Genomic DNA, 24,363 nt, shown 5'->3' on the forward strand with positions numbered 1-24,363 from the left:
CTCCTTGCCAGTCGGGTGGAGCATCCCACGCTTCGGTCGCTTGCACGACGACGGCGTTGGACCGGTCCAAATCATCTAGACTCTAGAAGTTCCGCGAGGTGCCGTCAAGCACCTCGCCGAGATCGCCGAGGAGGGAGTCGACATGACCGATCGAGCACCCACGATCCGCGACGTCGCCGCCCGCGCCGGGGTGTCGAAATCGTTGGTCTCGCTCGTTCTCCAAGGCGGCCGCAACGTGGGCACGCAACGCCGCGAAGCCGTCGAGGCGGCCATCGCCGAACTCGGCTACCGCCCCAACCTCAACGCCCAGAACCTGTCCCAGACGCACACCCGCACCATCGGCGTGCTGCTGAACGACCTGCGCAACCCCTGGTACGTCGACCTCGTCGAGGAGGCCGTCGGCGTCCTGCACGAGCACGGCCTCTCGCCGCTTCTGGCCGACAGCCACCTCACCCGCAAGTCCGGCCGCGATCCGGCCGAGATCTTTCTCGGGCAGCGGATCGAGGGGATGCTCGTGATCGGCACCGCAGCCGACGAAGACGTCGTCCGCCGCATCGCCGCCGAGGTGCCGACCGTCCTGGCCGGCACGACCGAGCCGCACCTCCCCCACGTCGACTCCGTCTCGAACGACGACGAGCTGGGCGAGCGGCTCGCGACCGAGCACCTCCTCTCGCTCGGCCACCGCGACATCGCCCTGCTGCTCGGGCCCGGCGCCGTCGGCCGCAGTCGGCGGGCGGGCTACGAGGCGGCGATGGCTTCGGCCGGGCTGACCTCGCTGGTGCGGACGGCCGCCTACGACATGACCGAGCAGGGCGGATCCGTCGCCGCGGCATCGCTGTTCGCCTCCGGCCCCCGACCCACCGCGATCGTCGCGTTCAACGACGTCGGCGCCGTCGGAGCGCTCACCGCCGTCGAGGAGGCGGGGCTCTCCGTCCCCGAGGACGTCTCCCTGATCGGCTACGACGACACCTCGCTCGCCCGCCTCCGCCACCTGTCGCTCACCAGCGTCGACAATAGGAACGCCGAAGTCGGCCGCATCGCAGCCGAGGAGCTGGTGACGAGGATGCTCGAGCCTGACCTGCCCGCGCGCTCGAACTCGGTCGTGCCGATCCTCCGCGTTCGAGCCACCACTGCTGCGCCGCGAGGCTGAACCCTCCTCGCCGGTCGCGGCTAGGCTTGCGGGAGCTTCCGCGGCCCGCCCGGGGCCCGACCTGGAGAGGGGATCGTGAAGCCGCTCACCGAAGAAGACATCCTGTCGTCGTTCGTCAACGCGCTGCCCGGCGACCTCGACCGTCTGCCGATCCCGGGGCTCCACGAGATGCTGTGGGAGGAGCGGGAGTTCCTCGGCTGGCGAGACTCGCAGGCCCACCTCCGCGGCTACATCGTCCACTGGATGGACGATCGGCCCGTCGGCCTCGTCGTCCGCACCTCGGGTGCTTCGCTCCGCCCGGGCATCGCGGCCATGTGCTCGCTCTGCCACTCGCCGCAGCCGGCCACTCAGGTGCGCCTGTTCACGGCGCCCAAGGCCGGCGAGGCGGGCCTCAACGGCAACACGCTCGGCACCTACATCTGCGAAGACCTGGCGTGCTCGATGCTGATCCGCGTGGCGCCGCCGCACCTGAACCCGCCGGAGAACATCGCGCGCCGCGCCGCCGGCCTGGCCGAGCGCGTGCAGCGCTTCACCGCCGACGTGATGAAGACGGCCTAGCGGTCGCTCACCGCCAGCGAGTGTCCTTTTGATGCTCCCGGTCGACGTCGACGGAGCATCGAGTGGACACTCGTCGCCCGGACGCGCTCAGAAGGCGCTGCTGGGGAGGTCCTTCTCGTCGTCGACGAGGGCACGCACGATGCGGGAGGCAACGGCCTCAGGCGCGAGCCCCGGAGGGAACGACGGGGCCGCTCCGGCGAGCGGATGCTCGGAGAGGTGGGTCTCGGTGTGGCCGGGCCGTGCATCCACCGCTCGGATCCCGTCTCGGCGGAACTCACGCGAGGTGGCGCTCAGGAATGCGGCGAGCGCGGCCTTCGATGCGGAGTAGGCGGCCATTCCGGCGGTCGGGCTCTCCGCCACGACGCCGCTCAGCGTGAGGACGAACGGTTTGCCGCCGCCCGCTGCGCTCGCCTTGAGCGCCGGGTGCGCGGCCCGGATCAAGCGGATCGGCCCGAGCGCGTTGGTCTCGAACAGCTCGTCGAGCACGTCGTCGTCGAGTTCGGCGACCGGGCCGAACGCCACCACTCCCGCGGCGACGATCACGCCGTCGAGGTGCCCGTGGGCCTGCAAGGCGGCTGCGACGAGGGATGCACCACCCGTCCGTTCGCGGAGGTCCGCGAGGTAGGCGTCCGGCCCCTGGAGCCTGTCGGCACTGCGGCCCGCCCGGACCACGACGGCGCCCGCTGCCTCCAGTTGCGCGGCGAGGATCCGACCCAGGCCTCCGGATGCTCCGGCCACCAGCACGACGGCTCCCGCGAGTTCGCTCATGCCTGGAGCCTAGGCGCGTGGATCCCGCGTCGCGCCCTCGTCCGTCGCTAGGGTGGCGGCATGGCCGATACCCTCGACTCCGCCCTGGCCGTCATCGCTCCTCAGCTCGCCCACCGCGCGAGGATCGGTGACCAGCTCGACGTGCCGCGGCAGATCGACCACACGGCATTCTTCCAGAGGAAGTCCGCCGCTCGCGAGGCGGCTCTGGCCCTGCAAGAGCTCGGGTACCGGGTGAGTGTGAGCGGCGGCCTGCTCAAGTCGACTCTTGAGGCGAACCGGGTCGACTCGCTGGCCGGCGACGCCCCGGAGCGGTTCACCCGAGAGGTCTACGGCGTCGTCGCGGCCCATGGCGGGGCGTACGACGGGTGGGGCGGGGAGGTGCGGCAGGCCGAGGACCCGGCGCCGGCTCGCGGGCCTCTGATCGGATTCACGACGGGGCTCTCGCCGGACCTGACGCGCGGGTCCGCTGTCTTCGGGATCGCCTTCGGCAACGGCGCCCTCGCCGGCCGCTCGCGCAACGCCTTTCGGCGCCTCCAATCGTGGGAACGGACGGCACGGCGTCAAGGCCAGACGATCGAGGAACTCCGAATTCGGGAGATGCCCGGCTCCTCCCGCGACGCGCAGCGCAACGAAATGCAGGCCGTGATGAATCACCTACGAGCGAACGACGGGAAGTTCTAGCCGAGCGACGCCCGCCAGGAGGCCAAGCGTGGGAAGTAGGAGTCGAGAGTCTTCTCGTCTTCGATCTGGTCACCCCGGGCTTCCTCGTCCGGGCTCTCGTCGATCGCGTCGCGGGGGTCGGCGTCGACGCCCCGCTCTTCGAGCACGTCGATGGGCACGTACTCGAGCAGCTCGTTGTCGATGTCGGGGTCGTCGAGGTACGGCACCAGACCGTCCGGATCAGCGAGCGCCTGCTCCACCGCTGCTCGCCCCTTGCCGATGAGCCACGAGCGGAAGTAATGGAAGCCGTCGTTGCTGAGAGCCCCGCTGGCTACATAGCCGGCATCCCAGACCCGCCACTCGTTGAGGCGGATGAGTTCGTTCTGGAAGGCGACGCCGAACGCCAGGACGGCCTCGTCGTCGATCGCCTCGAGGACTTCGCGCAGGCGATCCGGATCCGCGCTGGGCGTCTTCTCGTCGCCGACGCCTCCACGGGCCGCGTCGATCAGGTCGTAGAAATCGTTCACGGTGTCGCGAGTCCTTTAGCCGGGGGCGGACTGTCGGCTGCGTCGGGGTGCGGATCCCCCGCCTCGCGGCTGCGCAGAAGGGCGCCGGAGCGGAGATAGAGGACGGCGAGCGCAAGCCACAACACGAGGCCGGCGACGTCGCCGACAACATCCACCCGGGCGCGCCCGATGAGTTCGAGGAAGAGGAAGCCGAGGATTCCGAAGCCGGCGATCACGGCGAAGAGGACGCCTAGGCCCCGGCTCGACCGCGCCGTGGCAGTCATCTGTCCGAGCCGCCGCGCCGAGTCGCGCGTCTCGCCTCGACCGCGGAAGACGCGGGAGCAGTACAGGACCACGGCCAGATCGAACAGCACGCCGACGATGCCGATGACGTCGTGGTCGACGTGCAGGAGACGCAAGCCCTGCCCCACGACGACTTCGCCGAGGACACCCCCGAGCAGGAGCGCAAGGGCGACCTTCGTCGGCCAGGTCGTGACCCGGATGCTCAACAGACGTCTCATCGTCCCCCCTCGGATGTCATCGTAGGGCTCGACAAGGCGGTCAGGATCCCGTAGGTCGAGCCTCGCGTCTCAGTCGGGCCCCGCGTCTCAGTCGGGCCCCGGGCCGCCGAGTGGGCGCAGACGGCCGGTGGGATGCGCGCGGGTGGCCGTTTCCGCCCGCTCGGTGAGCCGAACGGGGCCACACGAGCGGGACTTGCTTGACGAGCGCTAATCGACATAGCTAGATTAGCGACATGGAACCACTTCAACGCGTCACCGCGCCGACCCTCGACGTGCTCGAGTGCCTGCTCGGCAGCACCGAGGGTCCGGTGTGGGGGCTCGTCATCATCAAGGAGACGGGGCGCCCGTCGGGCACCGTCTATCCGCTGCTCGAACGCCTCGAACGCCAGGGGTGGATCGTCGGATCGTGGGAGGAGGCCGAACGCAGCGGCCCCCGCCGGCGACTGTACGAGTTCACCGCCGACGGGCGCGTCGCCGCGATGGAGCTCGTGGCGGGCGCGGCCGAGCGTCGGGCGACTGCTGCGGCCCGTCCCTCGCGAAGCGCCCGAGCCGGCGGCACCCCCGGTGTCCCCGGCGCCCCTTCGGGTCGGACGGCAACCCCGTGACCGGCCTCGACCGCCGCCTCGTCGACGCCGCCGTCAGCCTCTCCCCCGCCGCGCACCGCGACACGCGCCGGGAGCAGTGGCTCGCCGACCTCGACGGCGCCGACGAGCTCGGCCTCAGCTCGCTCCGTCTCGGCATGGGCGCCTTCACCACCGCGCTCTTCCACCACCGCGCCACCCATCGATCCACTTGGGAGGACTCCCCCATGACCACCGTTCCCGTCACCGGCCACCACCGCGTGCCTCACACGCTCCGCACGGAATCGGTGCTGATCGCGCTGGCGTTCCTGTCGATGTTCGTCGGGGCTCTGCTCCTCATACTCCTCGGCCGGTACGGCGGCACACCTCTATCGCGCACCTTCTACCTGGCAGTCGACGGCGTCATCGCCGGTATACCCGGTCTGCTGTTCATGGGCGCCCTCGGGCTCTCCGAAGGCGGCACCCGTCGCCGACGGTCCCTCGCAATGGGAATGACGGTTCTCCTGACAGTCCTCTTCGGAAGCTACGTCGTCGGATTCGGCCGGATGTTCGCTCCCGACTGGCTCATCATCGGGGTGGTCGTCGCCGGCTCGGTCTTTGTCTGGCTCTTTGCGCGCGGTCATCGCGGACGGGTCTGGCTGGTCACGCTTCTTCCCGTTCTCGTGCTCTGCGCGGCACGCTCAGCGCAGGAATTCGCCTTCTCGGATCTGAATGCTCCGGCGGCCGTTCTGGCGTTCACCTACTGGATGCTCAACCTCGTGCCCTTCGGGGCCTGCGCCGTGGCTGCCCTCCTCGCCGGGCGCATCTCCTCGCGAAGCAGAACGGCAGCGGCCCCGGTCTCCTTGACGGGACGATCGGGCGAGCCGACCTCGTGAACCCGATCACGAGCATCCGGCAATTTCTGGGACTCTGACCCGCAGCGCCGACGGGCACTCCCGACCCGGGCCCCCGCCGAAACGGCAGAGGCCCGGCGAAAAGTCGTCGGGCCCGTGCCGAAAAAGCGGGGGCAGGGCGCCGAGAACCCGGGCACCTGCCGAATCGACGGGGCAGCTGCCGAATCGACGGGGGCAGCGTGCCGAGAGCGCGGGCACCCGCCGAATCGACGGGGCTCGCCGCCGCAACCACGAGAGCCCCATCGACGAGACCGACGGAAAACACCGCCGAAAAGGCAGCCGCCTCGCAGAAACACCGCGTAGCGTGCCGATCCATACGCCGCTGCAAGCCTGCGCCGAGGCGTGTCGAAAGGTTCCCTGCCATGAAGAAGTCCACGCTCCGTTGGATCCCCGCCGTCGCCGTCCCGGTCGTCGTCATCGCCGGGGCCGTCACGGTTCCCGCCATGGCCAACGCCGCGGTCAGCCTCCCCACGAAGACCGCCGACCAGATCGCCGCCCTCGCACTGAAGAGTCCGGGCGCGTCCTTCACCGGCACCGTGCAGACCACCGCCAATCTCGGCTTCCCCGACATCTCGAGCTCGGCACTCGGCGGGGCCGGCGCGAGCGGCAGCGACAACTCCAGCATCTCCGACGCGCTGACCCAGCTCACCGGCACGCACAAGGCGAAGGTCTACGTCGACGGCACCACGGCCTCGCGCATCCAGACCCTCGACACCCTCGCCGAGCGCGACCTGATCGTCAACGGCTCATCCGTCTGGGCCTACGACTCGCAGAAGAACACGGCCACGCACGTGACCCTGCCGAGCGCGGCGAGCATCAAAGCACGCGAGCAGGCCCGAGCACAGGCCGAGACCCAGGCCCCCGAGGCGAGCGCGACACCGAAGACGCCGCAGCAGCTCGCGCAGGCGTTCCTCGCCAAGATCGGTCCGACGACCACCGTCACCACCAGCGACAACGTGAAGGTCGCCGGCCGCAAGGCGTACGAGATCGTCCTCACCCCCAAAGACTCCACGACCCTCGTCGGTCACGTCACGCTGGCCGTCGACGCGTCGACCGGCGTGCCGCTCAAGGTGACGATCACGGCGAAGAAGCAGACCAAAGCCGCCTACACCGCCGAATTCACGAGCATCTCCTTCGGCGCCCCCAAGGCGAGCGTCTTCACGTTCACGGCCCCGAAGGGCGCCAAGGTCACCACCCTCAAGACCCCCACGACCGCAGACACGTCCGGCCAGTTCAAGCACCCGGGCGCTCTCAGCCAGGACGGCGCGCTCAACAACGCGACGGAGCAGCAGACCGCCCGCGCGAACAAGGCCAAGGCCGCGTACGCAGCTCTCGCCCCCACGGTCACCGGCACCGGCTGGAGCACGATCGCCGGCATCACGCTCCCAGCGAAGGCCACCGCGGGCCTGACCGGTTCGGGCAAGCAGTCGGCCCTCCTCGACCAGGTCCTGACCAAGGTCGACGGCGGTCGCGTCCTCCAGACCGCACTCGTCTCGGTCTACCTGACCGACTCGGGCAAGGCCTACATCGGAGCCGTCCCCGCCAGCGCACTCGAAGCCGCAGCAGCCGGCAAGTGAGCCCAGCCGACACGGCCGATTTCGCCATCCAGACGAAGGCGCTGACGAAGTCCTTCGGCAAGCAGCTCGCCGTGAACGACGTCGACCTCGCCGTGCCCCGCGGCAGCGTCTTCGGCTTCCTGGGGCCGAACGGTTCCGGCAAGACCTCGACGATCCGCATGCTGCTCGGGCTCACGCAGGCGACGAGCGGCGAGGTGCGGATGCTCGGCGGCGCCATGCCCGACCGCGCCCACTCGATCCTCCCGCGCGTCGGGGCCCTCGTCGAAGGGCCGTCGTTCTACCCGTTCCTCACGGGCCGCGCCAACCTCCGCCGGCTCGACACCGCCGACCGGTACGCGTCCGGAGCCACCCGTGACGCCCGCGTGGACGCGGCCCTCGACCGGGTCGGCCTCACCCACGCCGCCACCAAGAAGGCGCACGCCTACTCCCTCGGCATGAAGCAGCGGCTCGGCATCGCCAACGCTCTGCTGATGCCGCGCGACCTCCTCATCCTCGACGAGCCGAGCAACGGTCTCGATCCGCAGGGCACCCGCGAGGTCCGGCAGCTCATCTCGTCCCTGGCCGACGAGGGCACGACGATCTTCGTCTCGAGCCACCTCCTGTCCGAGATCGAGCAGATGTGCACGCACGTGGCCGTGATGAGCGCCGGCCGACTCCTGACGCAGGGCACTCTCGACGAGCTGCGGGCGCAGGGCGTGCAACGCGTCACTGTGCTCACGCCCGACCCGGACGACGCGGTGAGGGTCCTGGGCGGTCTGGGGCTGCATCCCACGCTCGCTCCCGGTCACGACGACGAGGCGAGCCACCCGGCGACCGTCACGGCCGAGGTTCCGCTCGACGGGCTGCTGCCCGAGCGGATCACCGCGGCTCTCGTCGAGGGCGGGGTGCGCGTCCGCGGCATCCAGGTCGCCGGGGCCAGCCTCGAAGACCGATTCGTCGACCTGACCGGAGAGGGGTTCGACGTTGCCGGCTGACCCGACCGCCACACGCGCCACCGCACCACTCGGCCCGACACGCGGCCTCGGCCTGGGCCTTGTCGCAAGCGAGATAGCGGTCCTGTTCCGCCGCACCCGCACCATCGCCATGCTCGGGGCGCTGGCCGCGATCCCCGTGCTCCTCGCCATCGCCGTGCGGGTCACGACGAGCCGCGACGGCAGCCGCGGCCCCGCGTTCCTCGGCGACATCACCCAGAACGGCCTCTTCGTCTCGCTCACGGCGCTGACCGTGGCGATCCCCCTGTTCCTGCCCCTCACCGTCGGGGTCGTGGCGGGCGACACGATCGCGGGCGAGGCGGGCCTCGGAACCCTCCGCTACCTGCTCGTGGCCCCGGCCGGGCGCATCCGCCTGCTCGTCGTGAAGTACGTCGGCGCGGCGGCTTTCTGCGCCGCCGGGACCCTCGTCATCGTGGTGTTCGGGGCCATCGTCGGCGTGCTGCTCTTCCCCGTCGGGCCCGTGACCCTCCTCTCGGGCGACACGGTCGGGTTCGCCGGCTACGCGGGCCGGATGCTCCTCATGGCCCTCTACGTGACCATCTCGCTACTCGGCCTCAGCGCCATCGGCCTCTTCATCTCGACGCTCACGTCCGTGCCCGTCGGCGCCATGGCGGCCACCATCGTGCTCTCGACCGTCGCGCAGATCATCGGCGCCCTTCCGCAGCTCGCGTTCCTCCAGCCGTGGCTCTTCACGAACTACTGGCTCGGGTTCGCCGACTTCTTCCGCTCGCCCATCTCGTGGGAGAACTTCGGTTCGAACGCCCTCCTGCAGCTCGGCTACGTCGTCGTGTTCGGGTTCCTGGCCTTCGGCCGATTCACCACGAAGGACATCCTGAGCTGACCCCGGGGCCCGGACGGCTACTCGGGAGAAGCTCCGGCTCGAGGCGGCGCGGAATCCGCCTCGGCCGTCGCCGGGGCCTCGGTACTCCCCGCATCCCCCTTCGGATGCAGGCGCCGACGGAACGACGCGATCGGCGAGGTGAGGAGCAGGACGAAGAGGGCTTTGTTGCCCACCCCGGGCACGGTGGCGGCGAGAACCAGGGCGACGGCCATCAGGATCACCGGATACCAGTGCCGCTGCCGCCGCACGACGAGACTCGTGGCCTCCTTCACCAGGCCGGCGCGCTTCGACAGTGTCTCCACGAGGGCCAGGGCCGCGATCGAGACCAGCATCGTCGAGATGTAGAGCACAGGGGCACCGCGATCGTCTCCCCGCGCTTCGACGAGGAGAACCGTCGGCAGGGGGAGGAACACGATCCCGGCGAGCCACACGAAGTTCAGGTACACCGTCGGACGGGTGTAGCCCTCGATCCGCTCGTACAGAGAGTGATGCTGCAGCCAGAAGCTGCCGATGACGGCGAAGCTCAGGGCCGCGGCGGCCAGACTGCCCACGTTCTGTTGGAGCCAGTCCCCCACCGTGGCGTTCCGCAGGTCACCCGCCGTGTCCACCAGCGGAAGGATGATGAGCGTGATCGCGATGGCCACGACGGCGTCACTGAAGGCGATGATGCGGTCGAGTCCGTGGGAGTTCACAGTGCCATTCGACCACGGCGGGCGTAGCTTGCAAGGCACATCGGCCCAAACCCCGCCGGTTCCGGAAGGAGCACACAATGGCCACCGACCTGCACGGACGACGCGTCCTCGCCATCGTCACGAACTACGGCGTCGAACAAGACGAACTCGTCGTTCCGCTCGAGCACCTGCGCGATGCCGGTGCGCTCGTCACCGTCGCCGCCGAGACCGGCGACGAGATCGTCACCCTCGTGGGCGACAAGAACCCGGGCCGGCGCCTGACGCCCGACACGACCCTCGACGCCGTCGACACCACGGGCTACGGCCTGCTCCTCGTGCCCGGCGGCACCATCAACGCCGACACCCTTCGCCTGAACGAGCGCGCCGTCGACATCGTCACGGAGTTCGTCTCCTCCAAGCGGCCCATCGCGGCCATCTGCCACGGCCCGTGGACCCTCGTCGAAGCCGACGCTCTCCGCGGCAAGCAGCTGACGTCGTACGGCTCGCTGAAGACGGACGTCATCAACGCCGGCGGCTCGTGGATCGATCAGTCGGTGGTCCGCGACGACAATCACAACTGGACCCTGATCACGTCACGCGACCCCGACGACCTCCCCGACTTCCTCCATCAGATCGACGTGGTGCTCGCCGACCACGCCCCGGCGGAGCAGCCGGTCTACTAGCCTCGCGCGGCGCTCCGCCGAGACCGAGAGCGGGGGATGCACGGCCGCCCCTCGGCGGCCGTGCTCACGCCGCTCAGCCGAAGACGGCGACCAGGCGACCGATGACCTCGCCGCGCTGCAGCTTGCCCACCCCGTCGCCGATCTCGTCGAAACCGATCTCGGTGATGCGGGACTTCAGCTTGCCCTGCTCGATCAGCTCGAGGACCTCGACGAGGTCCTGCTTCGTGCCCGCCTGCGAGCCGACGAGCTCGATCTCGTTGAGCGTCAGAGTCTGAAGGTCGAGCGTGCCGGTCGCTCGTGCCAGGCCGACCTGAACGATGCGTCCGCCACGGCGCAGGGTCTTGATGGCGCCGTCGGTCGTCGTGCCGTAGCCGGCGAAGTCGACGATGACGTCGAGCTGGTCGTCCTTGAAGTCCTCGATGTCGGTGGAGACGCCGACCGCGCCGAGGGAGCGGGCGTAGTCGTGGACCTTCTCGTTCTTCTCCGCGACGTACAGCTTGGCGCCGAGGGCGAGGGCGGCCTGCGCGCCGAGCGAGCCCAGGCCTCCGAGACCGATGATGCCGACCTTCATGCCCTCGGACACGCGGCCCTGGACCTTGACCGCGTGGTACGAGGTCAGCCCGGCGTCGGTGGCCGCGGCCGCCTGGTCGAAGGGCACGTGCTCGGGCAGCGGCACGACGAGCTTGGCGAGTACGGCGACCTCTTCGGCGAAGCCGCCGTTCTTCTCCGTGCCGGGGCCGTCCTCGATCGTGGCGGGGATGCCGACGCGCTGGCCGACGGTGAACTCGGTGACGTCGGAACCGACGGCGGAGACGATGCCCGCGATCTCGTGGCCGAGCGTGATCGGGTGGAAGCCGAGGAGGGGGGTGAGGGTGCCGTCGATGAAGCCGACGTCGCTGTGGCAGAGACCGGCCGCCTTCACGTGGACGACGATCTCGTTCGCAGCGGGGGCGGGCGTCTCGACGTCGCTCAGGGTGAGAGGCACATCGACCTCGGTGAACTGCCAAGCCTTCATTGCGTGTTCCTTTCGTGTGGTCGGCGACCACTTCGTCGGCCTCGTCAATATTAGTGGAACTACGTACCGCAAAGGCTGTGCCTTAGCCTCGACGCATGACCGACTCTGCACCCCGTCGCGGCCGCCCGCCCGTCTCGTCCCGAGAGGTGATCGAGGAGATCGCTTTCGGACTCCTCCTCCGCGACGGCTACGAGGCGACGACCGTCCAGGCGATCATGGCCGAGGGCGGCATCGGCCGGACGACCTTCTTCCGCTATTTCGGCACCAAGGGCGGCATCGTCTGGGGCGAGTTCGACCGGGCTGTCGAGCGCCTGCGGGGATGCCTCGACGTCGGCGACGACGTCTCGGTCATGACGTCGATCATCCGGGCGATCGCCGAGTCCACCCGGCTCTCCCGCGAGGCGTCTCCCGACACCTGGCTCGACCGCTTCCGGGTCCTCGACGAAGACGCCGCCCTGTCGGGCGAGACCGCCGAGCACTGGCACATCTGGGCCGGCGCGATCGCCTCCTACATCGAGGAGCGGACGGGTATCCCGGCAGGCTCGGTCGTCCCTGCGGCGATCGGCGGAGCCATGCAGGCGGCCTACGTCGCCGTCCTCCGGGAGTGGGCCGCGCATCCCCCGCTCGTCGACCGCAGCAGTCTCGAGGCCGAGCTGGCAACCCTGGGGGATGCCCTGCAACCGCTGCTCGACGCTGCGAGCCGCCCCTCCGACGTCGCCTCCCGGCCCCTCGGGTAACTCTCAGGTTTCCCGTCCTATCTTTACGGTACGAGGTACCTCAATTCGCACGACCGTGATTCCCACTCTCGCCGGTACCCCGTTCGAAGTAGAACGAAGGAGAACCACAATGGGCCGTCTCGACGGAAAAGTCGCCATCGTCACCGGAGCCTCTCGAGGCATGGGCGAGTCGCACGCCAAGCGCTTCATCAAGGAGGGCGCGAAGGTCGTCCTCACCGACCTGAACGAAGAGGCCGGCCAGGCGCTCGCCGCTTCGCTGGGCGAGAACGCTCGCTTCATCAAGCAGGACGTCACCGTCGCTGCCGACTGGGACCGTGTCGTCACGGAGACCGAGGCCACGTTCGGCAACATCACCATCCTGGTGAACAACGCCGGCATCCTCGGCCCGGTCGTCAACACGGTCGGCCTCGACGAGGCCGCGTACCACAAGGTCATGTCGATCAACGCCGACTCGCAGTTCCTCGGCGCCAAGGCGGTCATTCCGTCGATGCTGAAGGCCGGAATCGGTTCGATCGTCAACATCTCGTCGCTCGCCGGTCTCCGCGCCAACTACGGGTTCCCGAACCTCGCCTACGTCGCCAGCAAGTTCGCGACGCGGGGCATGACGAAAGCCATCGCCTCCGAGTACGGCGCCAACAACATCCGTGCCAACTCGGTACACCCCGGCTTCATCAACACGCCGATGATGGTCGAAGCCACCGACGAGGGCGGCGGAGACGCCATGCGGGAGATCTTCCTCGGCCGTCTCGCCGAGGCCGACGAGGTCTCTTCGCTCGTCCTGTTCCTGGCCTCGGACGAGTCCTCGTACATCACGGGTGCCGAGCACAAGATCGACGCGGGTATGTCCGCTCACTGATCGATGCGCCTCGAACGGCTCGGACCCTCGGGTCCGGGCCGTTCTGCGGTGAACTGTCGATACGAAAAACCATCGTTGATACTGATGTATCAATATGTCACACTGTAGTTATGGAAATCATTGACTCGGTCGCGACCGTCGCCGACCTCTCCGACGCCACCTTCATCAACGTCTCGGCGACCCGTCGCCGACTGGTCACCGCCCTTCACGTCGAGGGGCCTCTCACGATCGCCGAACTGAGCCGGCGAGCCAACCGCCATCCCCGGCTGCTGCGGGGACACCTCCGCCGCCTCGAGGCCCGAGGGATCCTCGCCCGGGTCGGGCTCGAACACCGCACCCGGCCCCGCGAGAACGCCGAGCTCTACGCCCTCACCGCCTGACGGCGCCGCGCCCTGACGACTCCTCAGGCCCCGCTCAGCAGCCTCAGCCGAGCTTCGCCGCGAGCTCGGCGTCGGTCGGCTCGACGAAGAACGTGCCGTCAGGAAACACCACCACGGGGATCTGCGTACGACCGCTCACGGCGTAGGCCCGATCGGCCCCGTCGTCGACGGCCTCGAGATCGACGTAGTCGTACTCGACGCCCTGCCGGTCGAGCAGCGCCTTGGACCGGCGGCAGTCGCCGCACCATTCGGCGCCGAACATCAGGATGCGGTCGGGGGCGGTATCGGTGGCCATGCGACGACTGTAGTCGCCGCGCCTGACGTCAGTACGAGGAGCCGGCGGGCGAGGAGGCACCGGCCGAGGCCCCTCCCCCGAGCAGCGCGGCCGAACCCGAGACGCCCAGTCGAGTCGCCCCCGCCGCGACGTGGGCCCGGGCATCCTCGATGGTGCGGACACCGCCGGAGGCCTTGACGCCGAGTCGCCCCTCGACGGTGCGCGCCATGAGTTCGACGGCGTGGACGCTGGCGCCGCCCGCCGGGTGGAAGCCCGTGGAGGTCTTCACGAAGTCCGCGCCGGCAGCGACGGCGGCCCGGCAGGCCCCGACGATCTCGTCGTCGGTCAGCGCGGCGGCCTCGATGATCACCTTGAGCACGGTCGGCGCGGGAACGGCGCGACGGACGGCCGCGATGTCGGCCTCGACCGCGTCGAACGATCCGGCTTTCGCTGCCCCGACGTCGATCACCATGTCGATCTCGTCGGCCCCGCGGGCCACCGACTCGGCGGCCTCGGCAGCCTTGATCGCCGACGTGTGCTTGCCGCTGGGGAATCCGCAGACGGCCGCCACCTTCAGGCCCGACCCCTCGGGGATCGCGACCGGCAGCATCGACGGCGACACGCAGACCGAATAGGTGCCGAGGTCGACCGCCTCGGCCACGAGGGCCTCGACGTCGGCCACGGTCGCTTCGGGCTTGAGCAGCGTGTGGTCGATCAGGCGGGCGATCTCGGCGGAGGGAAGAGGCGTGGTGGTCATGAGGAGCACGATACCCGGGGGCCCGGCCCCGGTGGGTGCCGGGCCGGGCCGCCGCGCGTTCCGGGCTGATCGCCTGCCGGAAGGGGTTCGGGTCGCCTTCCGACCGAGCGGATCACGGGTTAAGAGCCGGATCGTCCGATTTCCTTACGCGGTCGGGCCGACTTTTTTCCGGCTCGCGGTGTCCACCCGGATGCGCCTTCCCCGCCACCTACACTGACGCAATGGTGAAGGCGGTCGCGACGGAGGGGTCCCGCTCCCGCCCGAGCCGCCAGACCGCCAAGCGCTTGCACCTCACCTCCGACGAGAACCTCCTCCGCGATGCGCGGACCGGCGATTCCGACGCGTACGGCGAGATCTGGCGACGCCACTCCAAGGCCGCGCTCGTCGCTGCTCGCAGCTTCCGCGACCTCGCCGAACCGGAGGACGTGGTCGCCGAGGCGTTCGCGACGATCCTCGAGACCCTCCGGAACGGCGGCGGCCCTCGCGCCACCTTCCGCCCCTACCTCTACGTCACGATCCGGAACCTCGCCCACCGTCGTCTGCGCCTGCCTCCGACCCTCCCGCTGGGCGACGAGGCCGACGGCATCGCGCTCGACGGCGCCGACGATCCCGTCGAGGGGGCGCTCGACCGGAGCGTGACCGCTCGCGCGTTCCGAGCCCTGCCCGAACGATGGCAGAACGTGCTCTGGTACACCGAGGTCGAACAGCTCTCCGCCCGGCAGACCGGCGAGTTGATGGGCATCGGGGCCAACGCCGTCGCCGCCCTGGCCTTCCGGGCACGAGCGGCCCTCCGCGAGGCCTGGCTGCAGGGGCACGTCTCCGAGGCGGCGCAGACGGGCAGCCACCGCGAGGTGCTCGCGAAGGTGGGCGGATGGTCGCTCGGCACCCTGTCGCAGCGCGACGAGGCGATGGTGGATGCCCACCTGAAGACCTGCACAAGATGCCGCGTCATCGCCGAGGAGGTGGACGACCTCTCGGGTCGCCTGGGGCTCGTGCTCCTGCCGCTCGTGCTCGGCGGGGCCGCTGCCCTCGCCTTCTCGAGGCACCTGGCCTCCGGCGCTCAGGTCTCGGCCGTCTCGGCGGCGAGTGTCCGTCTGACCGCGGTCGTGCATCCCGCGCATCGCTGGCCCCTCGTCCTGGCATCGTCGGTGACGGCGGCCGCCGTCATCACCGTGGCCGTCGTCGCGCTCTCGCCGCCCGGTCCGGTGGCGACCGCCGGTTCGACGACGCAGACGGTCGGGGGAGGCTCGGGTCGAGGGAGCGCGCCGCTCGCGGCCCCCACGGCATCGGCGAGCATCCCGGCCGCACCGTCCGCGACGGCGACGCCCCCGATCGCAGTCGTCGTGCCCGGCCCGTCACCCCGGGCATCCCCCGCTCGCCGCCCGGTGCCCACCAGCACGCCCGCCCCCGCCCCCTCGCCGTCGGCGACAGCCACCCCGACGCCCTCCGCACCCACGACGCCCTCGGCCCCGCCGACGCCCGCCGCTCCCACCGTCGACACGACGCCGCCCGCCCCGCCGACCGTGCTCACGACCTGGGTCGCCGCCCAACTACTCCCCCTACAGCTGAACGGCACCGCCGAACCCCTGGCGACGATCACCGTCGAACTGGCCGATGGCACCGTGCTGGCCACGGTGAGCGCGGGGCCCACGGGGCTCTGGGCGACCGGGGTCGTCACCGGGCTGACCCCGATCCTCCCAGGGGTCCTGGTGACGGCGACCGACGCCGCGGGCAACGTCTCTGCGGCCACGACGGTAGGACCGTTCGCGTTCGTCCCGAGCTTCACCGATGCGGACGGGCAGTCGTACCCACCGTCGGCGGTGCCCGTGCATCTGAGCGGCTGGCCGGGGACGAGCGTGGACGTCCGCTTGAACGGGACGGACCAGGGCGTGTTCGTCTTCGGCGCCGACGGCACGCTGACCCTGTCCGCCCAGACGGTGGGAGGCGGTGCTCTACCGGCCGGCGAGTACACGGTGACGGCGACCTACGTGGTCGGTGCGGCCAGGGCTCCCTCGTCGACGTCTCTCGGGTTCACGGTGGCCGTGGCTCCCTGACCGTTCAGGCGGCGGCGACCTCGATCTCGCCCACGGCGGCGCCGGCCGCGCCGAAGACCAGCTTGCGATTGGCCACCTTGTCACTGAAGAACCGGTCGTGCGAGACCACGACGACGGCACCCGGGAAGTGCTGCAGCGCTCTCTCCATCACCTGCGTGCTGGGCATGTCGAGGTGGTTGGTGGGCTCGTCGAGCAGCAGCACCGAGGCCCCCGACAGCAGACACTGCGCCATCGCGACACGCGCGCGCTGCCCTCCCGAGAGGTTGCCGATGCGGTTCTTGAGGTCGGCTTCGGAGAACTGGAACATCGCCAGGAAGCGCCCGACCGACTTGCGGGTCGCGGTGATGGCGAGGCTGTCGGGGTAGGCGTTGACGGCGTGCGTCACGGTGTCGGAGTCGTCGAGGTCGTCGAGCACCTGGTTGTACGAGACCACCTTGGCGCCGGATGCCCAGGCCACCGACCCGGCGTCCTGCTTCTCTTCTCCCGTGAGCACCCGGAGCAGCGTGCTCTTCCCGCTGCCGTTGGCGCCGAGCACCACGATCCGATTGCCGCGCCGCACTTCGAACGACAGCCCTTCGAAGAGCGTCCGCTCGCCGTACGACTTCGCCAGGCCCTCGACCCGGCACAGCACGTCTTTGACGTGGAGGCCCTTGTAGATCTCGGTGATGATCTCGTCGACCGGCCGGGGGGTCCGCGCCTTCTTGATCTTCGCCAGGTCTTTGTCGAGCCCGCGACTGGCGGCCTTCGCGGCCTCGCGCCGGTCGCTGATGCCCTCGGCCTCGAACGCGAGGAGCTCGTTCTCGTGCACGAACTGGGCCTCGAGCGTCTTGAGGCGGAACTGCTTCTGCACGATGTACTCGCCGAAGTTTCCGGGGTATTCGTGCAGGTGGAAGTTCTCGACCTCCACGATGCGAGTGACGACCGCGTCGAGGAACTGCCGGTCGTGCGACACGACGATCGCCGCGCCCGAGAAGTCGCGGAACCACGCCTCGAGCCACTCGACCCCGGCGACGTCGAGGAAGTTGGTCGGCTCGTCGAGGAGCAGGACGTCGGGATGCTCGAGCACGATCTTGGCGAGGGCGGCGCGGTTCCGCCACCCTCCCGACAGGTCGTCGATCGGCACGGTGCGGTGCTCGTCGACGAAGCCGAGCGTGGAGAGCGCGGTGTCGATGTGGCGCTGGTAGTCCCAGCCGTCCAGGCGGTCCATCTCCTCGAAGAGCTGCGCCTGTCGGTCGATGTGGGCCTCGAGCTCGGGGCTGCCCTCGGGCGTCGTCGCGTAGCCGTCGGCGACGGCCTGCTCGATGCTCTTCAGCTCGGCCTCGATGTCGTGGATGTGGCCGAAGAGCCCCTCGAGGACCTCGACGATGGTCTGCGTGCCGTCGAGGGTCGAGAACTGCGAGAAGTAGCCGATCCTCAGCCCGTCCTCGACGGTGACCGTGCCCTCGTCGGGCTGGAGTTGGTCGAGGACGAGCTTCAGGATCGTGGTCTTGCCGGTGCCGTTCCGGCCGATCAGCCCGATGCGGTCCTTCGCCTCGAGCCGCAGGAACGCCTCGCGCAGGATCGGGGCGTTCTCGAAACGGAGGGAGACGTCGTGCAGACGGATGAGGCTCATGCGCCCATCTTCGCAGGCCGGGCTAGGACGCCCGCCGCTCGGGCTGGATCAGGTGGAGGTGCCGACCCTCGTCGGGCACCAGGACGATGCCCAGCACGACGCCACCGGAGGGGACGGCGTCTTCGAGCACGTGCTCGAGACGTTTTCTCGTCGGGGCGTTCCGTTCGAGATGGCGGATGTCGCCGCCCTGGGCTGGGCGGTAGAGAGCGATTCCTTGCATGGTGGACTCCTCGATCGATCGATGAAGAGCGGCACGAACCGGCTGATCCTGTTCGAGAGACAACCGCTGGTGAGACGGTTTCTGTGCGAGACCCGGAATGTGGTGAGGGTGCTGTTCCGGCCGGCTGGTCGCTCGTGATGCGGGTGGGAGCCGGGTCCGGGGCTTCCACTCGTCAGCGTACGACGGTCGCGCGCGATCGATCCGGACTGGGGGTCAGCGTTCAGGTGCGGAGCGGGTGGTCGACGATCGGGGTACGGGTGCAGCGGGGGAAGTGGCGGACTCAGCGCACCCCGGCTGCCGGCGAGCCGGCCAGGAGCGCCCGATAGCCCTCTCGGAAGGTCGGGTAGGCGAACTCGAACCCGGTAGAACGAAGGAGGGTGTTGCGCAGGCGTTTGTCGCCGGGACCCTCGTTCCGAGCGGGGGTCGACTCCGGTCCGGTGGCGCCCTCGGACGGGCGGACGGGTTCGTGGCGGGGCTCGGGCAACCCCAGCTCCTGCGCCAGGAACCGCAGCACGTCGCCGAGTTCGGCGGGCTCGTCGTCGACGCCGACGACGAGCGGGGGCGGTGCATCCCGCGTGGCCAGGTGGACGATGGCCGCGGCGGCGTCGTCGCGGTGGATGCGGTTGGTGTGCTGAGGGTGCGCCGGGATCGTCGCGGTTCCCGATCGCACCTGGTCGATCAGGCGTTCGCGGCCGGGGCCGTAGATGCCTCCCAGACGGAGAATCGGGGCATCCCCCGCCCTCTCGGCGAGGAGTTCTTCGGTGCGGCGCAGCACCCGACCGGTGGGCGAGGTCGGTTCGGCCGGCGTGGTCTCGTCCACCCAGCTGCCGTCGCGCGTGCCGTACACGGCGGTCGACGAGACGAGAAGGATGCGCGGGGCCGCTGCCGAGGCGCCTACCGCGTCGAGCACGTGGCCGAGGCCGCCCAGGTAGCTCTCTTCGTAGGCCGCCGCGGTGCGCTCCCCCGCCGTCAGCGAGACCACGACGAGGCTGGTGTCGTCGGCGACGGTCGGACGCTCACGACGCAGGTCGACGGACTGCTTCTCGAACGAGGCGGGCAGGAGGTCGGTGCGTCGACGGACGCCCACGACCTGCTCGCCTCGGGCCTCGAATCGCCGGCCGACGGCGATGCCGAGGTCGCCGCAACCGGCCAGGAGGATGCTCACGGCGGGGCCCGTCAGAAGCCGACGCGGCGCTGCTGCGGCGGCTCGGGGAAGCCCGGGAAGCCGAGGGCCGCGAGGTCGGGGAAGGCCATCTGCTGAGGCGCCGGGATGTCGCCGTCGTTGATGACGATGGGGGCGCCCGGGGTCCAGAACAACCACGAGGCTCGACCGTCGGCGTCGACCAGCGTCAGGTCGAGCGATCGGCCGGCTTCGGCCGCTTCGCGCAGCTTGTCTTTCACGTCGACGAGCTGGGACGAGCTGATGGCGATCTTCTGACCGGCGTAGACGATGTGCGGCATGCCCGCAGCCTACGACCCGGTGCTTCGAGGGGGCCCGTCGTCGTCTGCCGCCCCGGCCGCATCGGCCGGCTCACGCCCCCACGTAGGCCGCCAGGTGCTGCCCGGTGAGCGTCGTCCGGTCGGCCACGAGGGCCGCGGGCGTGCCCTCGAAGACGACGCGGCCGCCGTCGTGTCCGGCCCCGGGCCCCAGGTCGATGATCCAGTCGGCGTGGGCCATGACGGCCTGATGGTGCTCGATGACGATCACGGATCGGCCCGAGTCGACGAGACGATCGAGGAGGCCCAAGAGCTGCTGGACGTCGGCGAGGTGCAGCCCCGTCGTCGGCTCGTCGAGGACGTAGAGGCCGCCCTTCTCCCCCATGTGGACGGCCAGTTTGAGCCGCTGGCGCTCTCCGCCGGAGAGCGTGGTGAGCGGCTGGCCGATGGTGAGGTACCCGAGACCGACGTCGGCCAGTCTGGTCAGGATCGCCGTGGCAGCGGGGATGCGCGCCTCGCCGTCGCCGAAGAACGCGTGCGCCTCCGAGACGGGCATCGCGAGCACCTCGCTGATGTCGCGGCCGCCGAGGTGGTACTCGAGCACCGACGCGTCGAAGCGCTTGCCCTCGCACTCCTCGCAGGTGCTCGACACCCCGGCCATCATGCCGAGGTCGGTGTAGATCACGCCGGCGCCGTTGCAGGCCGGGCAGGCGCCTTCGGAGTTGGAGCTGAACAGCGCGGGCTTCACGCCGTTGGCCTTCGCGAACGCCTTGCGGATGGGCTCGAGGAGTCCGGAATACGTGGCCGGATTACTGCGCCGAGAGCCCTTGATGGCGCTCTGGTCGATGGTGACGACGGTCTCGTCGCCGGCGGCGCCCCGCACCGAACCGTGGATCAGCGAGCTCTTGCCGGACCCGGCGACACCGGTCACGACGGTGAGGATGCCGAGCGGGATGTCGACGTCGACGTCTTGCAGGTTGTGGGAGCTCGCCCCGCGGATTGCGAGCTGCCCGGTGGCGCGGCGCAGGGCGGCGCCGGTCTTGAGCGCGGCGCGGTCGTCGAAGTGGCGGCCCGTGACCGTGTCGCTGCCCCGCAGGCCGTCGACCGACCCCTCGAAACAGACCGTGCCGCCGTTCGCGCCGGCTCCCGGCCCGAGGTCGACGACGTGGTCGGCGATCGCGATGGTCTCCGGCTTGTGTTCGACGACCAGCACGGTGTTGCCCTTGTCGCGCAGCTGCAGCAGGAGCTCGTTCATGCGCTGGATGTCGTGCGGGTGGAGCCCGGTCGTCGGCTCGTCGAACACGTAGGTGATGTCGGTGAGGGCGGAGCCCAGGTGCCGGATCATCTTGACCCGCTGGGCTTCACCGCCCGACAGGGTGCCGGAGGCCCGGTCGAGCGACAGGTAGCCGAGGCCGATGTCGACGAAGGAGTCGAGGGTGCGCTGGAGGCCGGCGAGCAGCGGCGCGACCGTCGGCTCGTCGAGGCCCCGCACCCACTCGGCGAGGTCGCGGATCTCCCAGGAGCAGGCGGCGGCGATGTTGACCCTGCCGATGCGCGACGAGCGGGCGGCCTCGCTCAGCCGGGAACCGCCGCAGTCGGGGCAGGCCGTGAACGTGACGGCCCGGTCGACGAACGCCCGCACGTGCGGCTGCAGCGAGTCGCGGTCTTTCGACAGCATCGACTTCTGGATCTTCGGCACGAGCCCCTCGTAGGTGAGGTTGATGCCGTTCACCTTGATCTTGACGGGCTCCTTGTAGAGGAAGGCCTCTCGTTCGGCGGCGTCGAAGTCGCGGATCGGCTTCGCCGGGTCGAAGAAGCCGGACTCGTTGTAGATGCGGGTCATCCACCCGTCGCCTGTGAAGCCGGGCACGGTGATGGCGCCCTCGAGGAGCGACTTCGAGTCGTCGAACAGCTCGGTCAGGTCGATGTCGGACACCCGGCCGCGCCCCTCGCAGCGCGGGCACATGCCACCGAGCCGGGAGAAGCCCCGCGACTCGGTTTTCCCGTTCACGGTGATCGTGCCGCCGCCCGAGGCCGAAGCCGTGTTGAAGGAGAACGCGTTCGGCGACCCGATGTGCGGAGAACCGAGACGGGAGAAGAGGATGCGCAGCATCGCATTGGCGTCGGTGGCGGTGCCCACGGTGGAGCGGGTGTCGCCGCCCATCCGCTGCTGGTCGACGATGATGACCGTCGTCAGCCCCTCCAGCACGTCGACCTCGGGGCGGGCCATCGACGGCATGAACCCCTGCACGAAAGCGCTGTACGTCTCGTTGATGAGGCGCTGCGACTCCGCTGCGATCGTGCCGAAGACGAGCGAGCTCTTGCCCGACCCGGACACCCCGGTGAAGACCGTCAGCTTGCGCTTGGGAATCTCGACGCTCACGTCTTTCAAGTTGTTCTCGCGGGCGCCTTGGACGCGGATGGTCTCGGTCATGGCGACCATTGTGACGGAACCCGGCCCCGAGCATCCCCCGTTCTCCACAGGCCGGGGCGGAGGATGGACGCATGCCGCTGCCGTTCGACGCCGTCCTGCTCGCCGGAGGGCGCGCCTCCCGGGTCGGAGGCCGAGACAAGACGGCCTTCCTCGTCGCCGGGACGACGTTGCTCGATCGGGCCCTCGAGGCCGCCCGGGGCGCACGCAGAACCGTCGTCGTCGGGCTACGGCCCGAGGTCGTGCCGCCCGACGGCGTCGTCGTGACACGGGAGGACCCGCCGTGGTCCGGTCCCGTCGCCGCCCTCGCCGCGGGCCTGGTCGCCCTGCCGGAACCGCGGGCGGCCCGCGTCCTCGTGCTCGCCTGCGATCTCCCGCGAGCGCCGGAGGCGGTGCGCGCTCTCTTCGAGGGAGCGATCGGATCCGACTCCTCCGAGAACGCCGAGGGCGTGGTCGCCGTCGACGACGACGGACGGCGACAGCCGCTGCTCGCCCTCTACTCCGCCCCGGCCCTGCGGCGCCGCCTCGATGATCTCGCCCTCGACGGGTCCGTGGCCGGGCTGTCGTTCCGCCGTCTGCTCACCGATCTGGCGCTCGTCGAGGTGCCGGTGCCGAGCCGCCTCTGCGGCGACGTCGACACGCCCGACGACGTCGACCGTCTAGGTGTCGAATGGCCTCCCGAGCCGTCGACTGATTGAGTGAGGCCATGACCGACACCCCTCCGGAGCTCGCCCTCTGGGCCCAGCGCCTCACCGAAGCGCTCGGCCTGCCCGCCGATTTCGTCGTCGACATCCCCGCCGTGCTCGACCTCGCTCGCGACGCGGCGCACGGTGTCGCCCGACCCGCGGCCCCCCTCACGACGTTCCTGGCCGGCTACGCGGCGGGGCTCGAGGGCGGGGCTCGCGCCGACGTCGAGCGCGCGATCGCCACGGCGAGTGCGCTCGCGACGGCCGACCCGGCGTGACGCTCGCTCGGGCGGACTGGCTCGAGGCCCGCGCTGCCGCCAACGAAGCCGGTCTCTCGCATCCCCGCGGCCTCGAGCTCGTCCCTCTCGGCGACGCTGTCGGCCATACTCTCGCCGACGACGTCCGCTCCCCGGGCCGCGTGCCCGGGTTCGACGCCTCGGCGATGGACGGTTGGGCGGTCTCGGGCGACGGACCGTGGACTCTCGGCGAGCCCATCGTGGCCGGCCGTGCGGTCGACGCGACTCCTCTGGCGCCGGGAACCGCCCGCCCCGTCACCACGGGAGCCGCCGTCCCTCGAGGCACCGCCCGAGTCCTCCGCTCCGAGTCGGGGCGGATCGAGCGGGGGATGCTCGTGTCGACCGACGAGGCGGCCTCCGGTCCGTCGCACCCCGGCTCCCGACCGGCTCCCCGCCACATCCGGCGTGCGGGTGAGGAGGCCGAACCGGGCGACCTCCTGTTCGAGGCCGGCACGCTGCTCACACCTCCGCGCGTCGCCGTGGCGGCCGTCTGCGGACTCGACGCCCTGCCGGTGGTCCGACCGCCCCGGGCGGCCTTGGCGGTGCTCGGCGACGAGATCGTCGGCGAGGGCCTGCCGCAACCCGGATTCGTGCGCGACGTCTTCTCGGTGCAGGTGCCGAGCATCCTGCGCTCCCTCGGCGCCGATCCGGTGTCGAGCGACCGGGTCGGCGACCGGCTCGACGCCACGGTCGCTGCGCTCGACCGCCCCGACGTCGGCCTCGTCGTCACCACGGGTGGCACGGCGCACAGCAGCGCCGACCACGTCCGTGAAGCGCTCGCCCGCCTCGGGGCCGAGCTCGTCGTCGATCGGGTCGCGATGCGGCCCGGTCAGCCACTCCTCCTCGCGCGGCGGGGAGAGACGCTGTACCTGTGCCTGCCGGGCAATCCGATGGCGGCGCTGGTCGGGCTGGTCGTCGTCGGCGTCCCGCTGATCGAGGGGCTGCTCGGCCGGCGGCACCGCCTGCCGGGGCGAGTCGTCCTCGCGACCGGTGTCGAGCATCCCCGGCCCGGTGTCCTGGTCCAGGCGTTCCGGGCGACCGACGAGGGGGCCGTGGCGATGCCGCGGCAATCGTCGGCCATGCTCCGCGGGCTGGCGGACGCTTCGGGGCTGCTGGTCGTGCCCGACGGGGGCGCTCGGGCGGGCGACGTCGTCCCCGCGATCGATCTGCCGTGGTGACGCCCTGACGATCGACGCCCGGCTATCGG

Annotated in this window: 28 protein-coding genes; 16 read left to right on the forward strand and 12 right to left on the reverse strand. The window is 70.4% G+C overall.

The window, feature by feature from the left end; translation table 11 throughout:
* Positions 1-142 precede the first annotated feature (142 nt).
* Together ABEA39_RS06520 and ABEA39_RS06525 are read left to right on the forward strand one after the other, a co-directional pair.
* Positions 143-1,150 carry a LacI family DNA-binding transcriptional regulator gene (locus ABEA39_RS06520; RefSeq protein ID WP_345374559.1) on the forward strand — a complete coding sequence of 336 codons (1,008 nt, stop codon included), beginning with the start codon at positions 143-145 and terminating at the stop codon, positions 1,148-1,150.
* Positions 1,151-1,225: 75 nt separating this feature from the next.
* Complete coding sequence (locus ABEA39_RS06525) at positions 1,226-1,708, forward strand: FBP domain-containing protein (protein ID WP_345374561.1); 483 nt, start codon at positions 1,226-1,228, stop codon at positions 1,706-1,708.
* Between the two features lie 87 nt (positions 1,709-1,795).
* Here ABEA39_RS06525 and ABEA39_RS06530 read toward each other — a convergent pair whose 3' ends face one another.
* Positions 1,796-2,476, reverse strand: coding sequence for an SDR family NAD(P)-dependent oxidoreductase (locus ABEA39_RS06530; RefSeq protein ID WP_345374564.1), 681 nt, complete (start codon positions 2,474-2,476; stop codon positions 1,796-1,798).
* A 60-nt stretch (positions 2,477-2,536) separates the two neighbouring features.
* Here ABEA39_RS06530 and ABEA39_RS06535 point away from each other — a divergent pair, with 60 nt between their 5' ends.
* Positions 2,537-3,157: a ribonuclease E inhibitor RraB gene (locus ABEA39_RS06535; RefSeq protein ID WP_345374566.1), complete on the forward strand. Its 621-nt coding sequence runs from the start codon at positions 2,537-2,539 to the stop codon at positions 3,155-3,157.
* Here ABEA39_RS06535 and ABEA39_RS06540 read toward each other — a convergent pair.
* Positions 3,154-3,663 carry a DUF4240 domain-containing protein gene (locus ABEA39_RS06540; protein WP_345374568.1) on the reverse strand — a complete coding sequence of 170 codons (510 nt, stop codon included), beginning with the start codon at positions 3,661-3,663 and terminating at the stop codon, positions 3,154-3,156. The two genes, ABEA39_RS06535 and ABEA39_RS06540, sit on opposite strands and share 4 nt — an antisense overlap.
* A complete protein-coding gene (locus tag ABEA39_RS06545) occupies positions 3,660-4,163 on the reverse strand; it encodes a hypothetical protein (RefSeq protein WP_345374570.1) in 504 nt (167 codons plus the stop codon). The genes ABEA39_RS06540 and ABEA39_RS06545 overlap by 4 nt, the downstream gene beginning before the upstream one ends.
* Positions 4,164-4,396: 233 nt before the next feature.
* On the opposite strand from ABEA39_RS06545, the gene ABEA39_RS06550 reads away from it, so the two are divergent.
* The 5 genes from ABEA39_RS06550 (at position 4,397) to ABEA39_RS06570 (ending at position 9,047) form a co-directional block, all read left to right on the forward strand.
* Positions 4,397-4,768, forward strand: a complete 372-nt coding sequence (locus ABEA39_RS06550; protein ID WP_345374572.1) for a PadR family transcriptional regulator — start codon at positions 4,397-4,399, stop codon at positions 4,766-4,768.
* A complete protein-coding gene (locus ABEA39_RS06555) occupies positions 4,765-5,619 on the forward strand; it encodes a hypothetical protein (RefSeq protein WP_345374574.1) in 855 nt (284 codons plus the stop codon). The genes ABEA39_RS06550 and ABEA39_RS06555 overlap by 4 nt, the downstream gene beginning before the upstream one ends.
* Before the next feature lie 380 nt (positions 5,620-5,999).
* On the forward strand, positions 6,000-7,214 hold the full coding sequence (locus ABEA39_RS06560; protein WP_345374576.1) for a LolA family protein: 1,215 nt from the start codon (positions 6,000-6,002) through the stop codon (positions 7,212-7,214).
* Positions 7,211-8,188: an ABC transporter ATP-binding protein gene (locus ABEA39_RS06565; RefSeq protein WP_345374578.1), complete on the forward strand. Its 978-nt coding sequence runs from the start codon at positions 7,211-7,213 to the stop codon at positions 8,186-8,188. Before ABEA39_RS06560 ends, ABEA39_RS06565 begins: the two co-directional genes overlap by 4 nt.
* Positions 8,178-9,047 (forward strand): ABC transporter permease, encoded by an 870-nt coding sequence (locus ABEA39_RS06570; RefSeq protein ID WP_425556933.1) that lies wholly within the window; start codon positions 8,178-8,180, stop codon positions 9,045-9,047. Before ABEA39_RS06565 ends, ABEA39_RS06570 begins: the two co-directional genes overlap by 11 nt.
* A gap of 17 nt (positions 9,048-9,064) precedes the next feature.
* Here ABEA39_RS06570 and ABEA39_RS06575 read toward each other — a convergent pair whose 3' ends face one another.
* A complete protein-coding gene (locus tag ABEA39_RS06575) occupies positions 9,065-9,739 on the reverse strand; it encodes a TMEM175 family protein (RefSeq protein WP_345374579.1) in 675 nt (224 codons plus the stop codon).
* Between the two features lie 77 nt (positions 9,740-9,816).
* On the opposite strand from ABEA39_RS06575, the gene ABEA39_RS06580 reads away from it, so the two are divergent.
* The gene (locus tag ABEA39_RS06580) at positions 9,817-10,401 is read left to right on the forward strand and encodes a type 1 glutamine amidotransferase domain-containing protein (protein WP_345374580.1); all 585 of its coding nucleotides are present in this window, start codon (positions 9,817-9,819) and stop codon (positions 10,399-10,401) included.
* 73 nt (positions 10,402-10,474) lie between these two features.
* Here the strand turns inward: ABEA39_RS06580 and ABEA39_RS06585 are convergent, their stop codons facing one another.
* A complete protein-coding gene (locus ABEA39_RS06585) occupies positions 10,475-11,416 on the reverse strand; it encodes a zinc-binding dehydrogenase (RefSeq protein ID WP_345374582.1) in 942 nt (313 codons plus the stop codon).
* 95 nt (positions 11,417-11,511) lie between these two features.
* Here ABEA39_RS06585 and ABEA39_RS06590 point away from each other — a divergent pair, with 95 nt between their 5' ends.
* From ABEA39_RS06590 to ABEA39_RS06600, 3 genes are all read left to right on the forward strand, one after another.
* Positions 11,512-12,153 carry an acyl-CoA-like ligand-binding transcription factor gene (locus ABEA39_RS06590; RefSeq protein WP_345374584.1) on the forward strand — a complete coding sequence of 214 codons (642 nt, stop codon included), beginning with the start codon at positions 11,512-11,514 and terminating at the stop codon, positions 12,151-12,153.
* Between the two features lie 109 nt (positions 12,154-12,262).
* The gene (locus ABEA39_RS06595) at positions 12,263-13,009 is read left to right on the forward strand and encodes an SDR family NAD(P)-dependent oxidoreductase (protein WP_345374586.1); all 747 of its coding nucleotides are present in this window, start codon (positions 12,263-12,265) and stop codon (positions 13,007-13,009) included.
* A gap of 110 nt (positions 13,010-13,119) precedes the next feature.
* Complete coding sequence (locus ABEA39_RS06600) at positions 13,120-13,389, forward strand: helix-turn-helix domain-containing protein (protein ID WP_345374588.1); 270 nt, start codon at positions 13,120-13,122, stop codon at positions 13,387-13,389.
* 43 nt (positions 13,390-13,432) lie between these two features.
* On the opposite strand, the gene ABEA39_RS06605 is transcribed toward ABEA39_RS06600, so the two are convergent.
* Together ABEA39_RS06605 and deoC are read right to left on the reverse strand one after the other, a co-directional pair.
* Positions 13,433-13,684, reverse strand: coding sequence for a glutaredoxin family protein (locus tag ABEA39_RS06605; protein WP_345374590.1), 252 nt, complete (start codon positions 13,682-13,684; stop codon positions 13,433-13,435).
* Positions 13,685-13,712: 28 nt separating this feature from the next.
* Positions 13,713-14,420 (reverse strand): deoxyribose-phosphate aldolase, encoded by a 708-nt coding sequence (gene deoC / locus ABEA39_RS06610; RefSeq protein WP_345374592.1) that lies wholly within the window; start codon positions 14,418-14,420, stop codon positions 13,713-13,715.
* Positions 14,421-14,641: 221 nt separating this feature from the next.
* Here deoC and ABEA39_RS06615 point away from each other — a divergent pair, with 221 nt between their 5' ends.
* Complete coding sequence (locus ABEA39_RS06615; protein WP_345374594.1) at positions 14,642-16,474, forward strand: sigma-70 family RNA polymerase sigma factor; 1,833 nt, start codon at positions 14,642-14,644, stop codon at positions 16,472-16,474.
* A gap of 4 nt (positions 16,475-16,478) precedes the next feature.
* On the opposite strand, the gene ABEA39_RS06620 is transcribed toward ABEA39_RS06615, so the two are convergent.
* From ABEA39_RS06620 to ABEA39_RS06640, 5 genes are all read right to left on the reverse strand, one after another.
* On the reverse strand, positions 16,479-18,086 hold the full coding sequence (locus tag ABEA39_RS06620) for an ABC-F family ATP-binding cassette domain-containing protein (protein WP_345374596.1): 1,608 nt from the start codon (positions 18,084-18,086) through the stop codon (positions 16,479-16,481).
* 22 nt (positions 18,087-18,108) lie between these two features.
* Positions 18,109-18,306, reverse strand: a complete 198-nt coding sequence (locus tag ABEA39_RS06625; protein ID WP_345374598.1) for a hypothetical protein — start codon at positions 18,304-18,306, stop codon at positions 18,109-18,111.
* A gap of 280 nt (positions 18,307-18,586) precedes the next feature.
* Positions 18,587-19,471 (reverse strand): SDR family oxidoreductase, encoded by an 885-nt coding sequence (locus ABEA39_RS06630; protein WP_345374600.1) that lies wholly within the window; start codon positions 19,469-19,471, stop codon positions 18,587-18,589.
* Between the two features lie 11 nt (positions 19,472-19,482).
* Positions 19,483-19,767 carry a hypothetical protein gene (locus ABEA39_RS06635; protein WP_345374602.1) on the reverse strand — a complete coding sequence of 95 codons (285 nt, stop codon included), beginning with the start codon at positions 19,765-19,767 and terminating at the stop codon, positions 19,483-19,485.
* Positions 19,768-19,837: 70 nt separating this feature from the next.
* Entirely contained in the window at positions 19,838-22,177 is a 2,340-nt protein-coding gene (locus tag ABEA39_RS06640) for an ATP-binding cassette domain-containing protein (protein WP_425556934.1), read from the reverse strand.
* A 71-nt stretch (positions 22,178-22,248) separates the two neighbouring features.
* Between ABEA39_RS06640 and mobA the strand changes: the two genes are divergently transcribed.
* From mobA to ABEA39_RS06655, 3 genes are read left to right on the forward strand one after another with little or no spacing between them, the layout of a single operon-like run.
* Positions 22,249-22,872, forward strand: coding sequence for a molybdenum cofactor guanylyltransferase (mobA, locus tag ABEA39_RS06645; protein WP_345374606.1), 624 nt, complete (start codon positions 22,249-22,251; stop codon positions 22,870-22,872).
* Between the two features lie 8 nt (positions 22,873-22,880).
* Positions 22,881-23,138 (forward strand): DUF6457 domain-containing protein, encoded by a 258-nt coding sequence (locus ABEA39_RS06650; protein ID WP_345374609.1) that lies wholly within the window; start codon positions 22,881-22,883, stop codon positions 23,136-23,138.
* Positions 23,135-24,334 (forward strand): molybdopterin molybdotransferase MoeA, encoded by a 1,200-nt coding sequence (locus ABEA39_RS06655; RefSeq protein ID WP_345374612.1) that lies wholly within the window; start codon positions 23,135-23,137, stop codon positions 24,332-24,334. The genes ABEA39_RS06650 and ABEA39_RS06655 overlap by 4 nt, the downstream gene beginning before the upstream one ends.
* The last annotated feature ends 29 nt before the right edge of the window (positions 24,335-24,363 follow it).

The organism is Frondihabitans cladoniiphilus, from assembly GCF_039544345.1.
Taxonomy (GTDB): domain Bacteria; phylum Actinomycetota; class Actinomycetes; order Actinomycetales; family Microbacteriaceae; genus Frondihabitans; species Frondihabitans cladoniiphilus.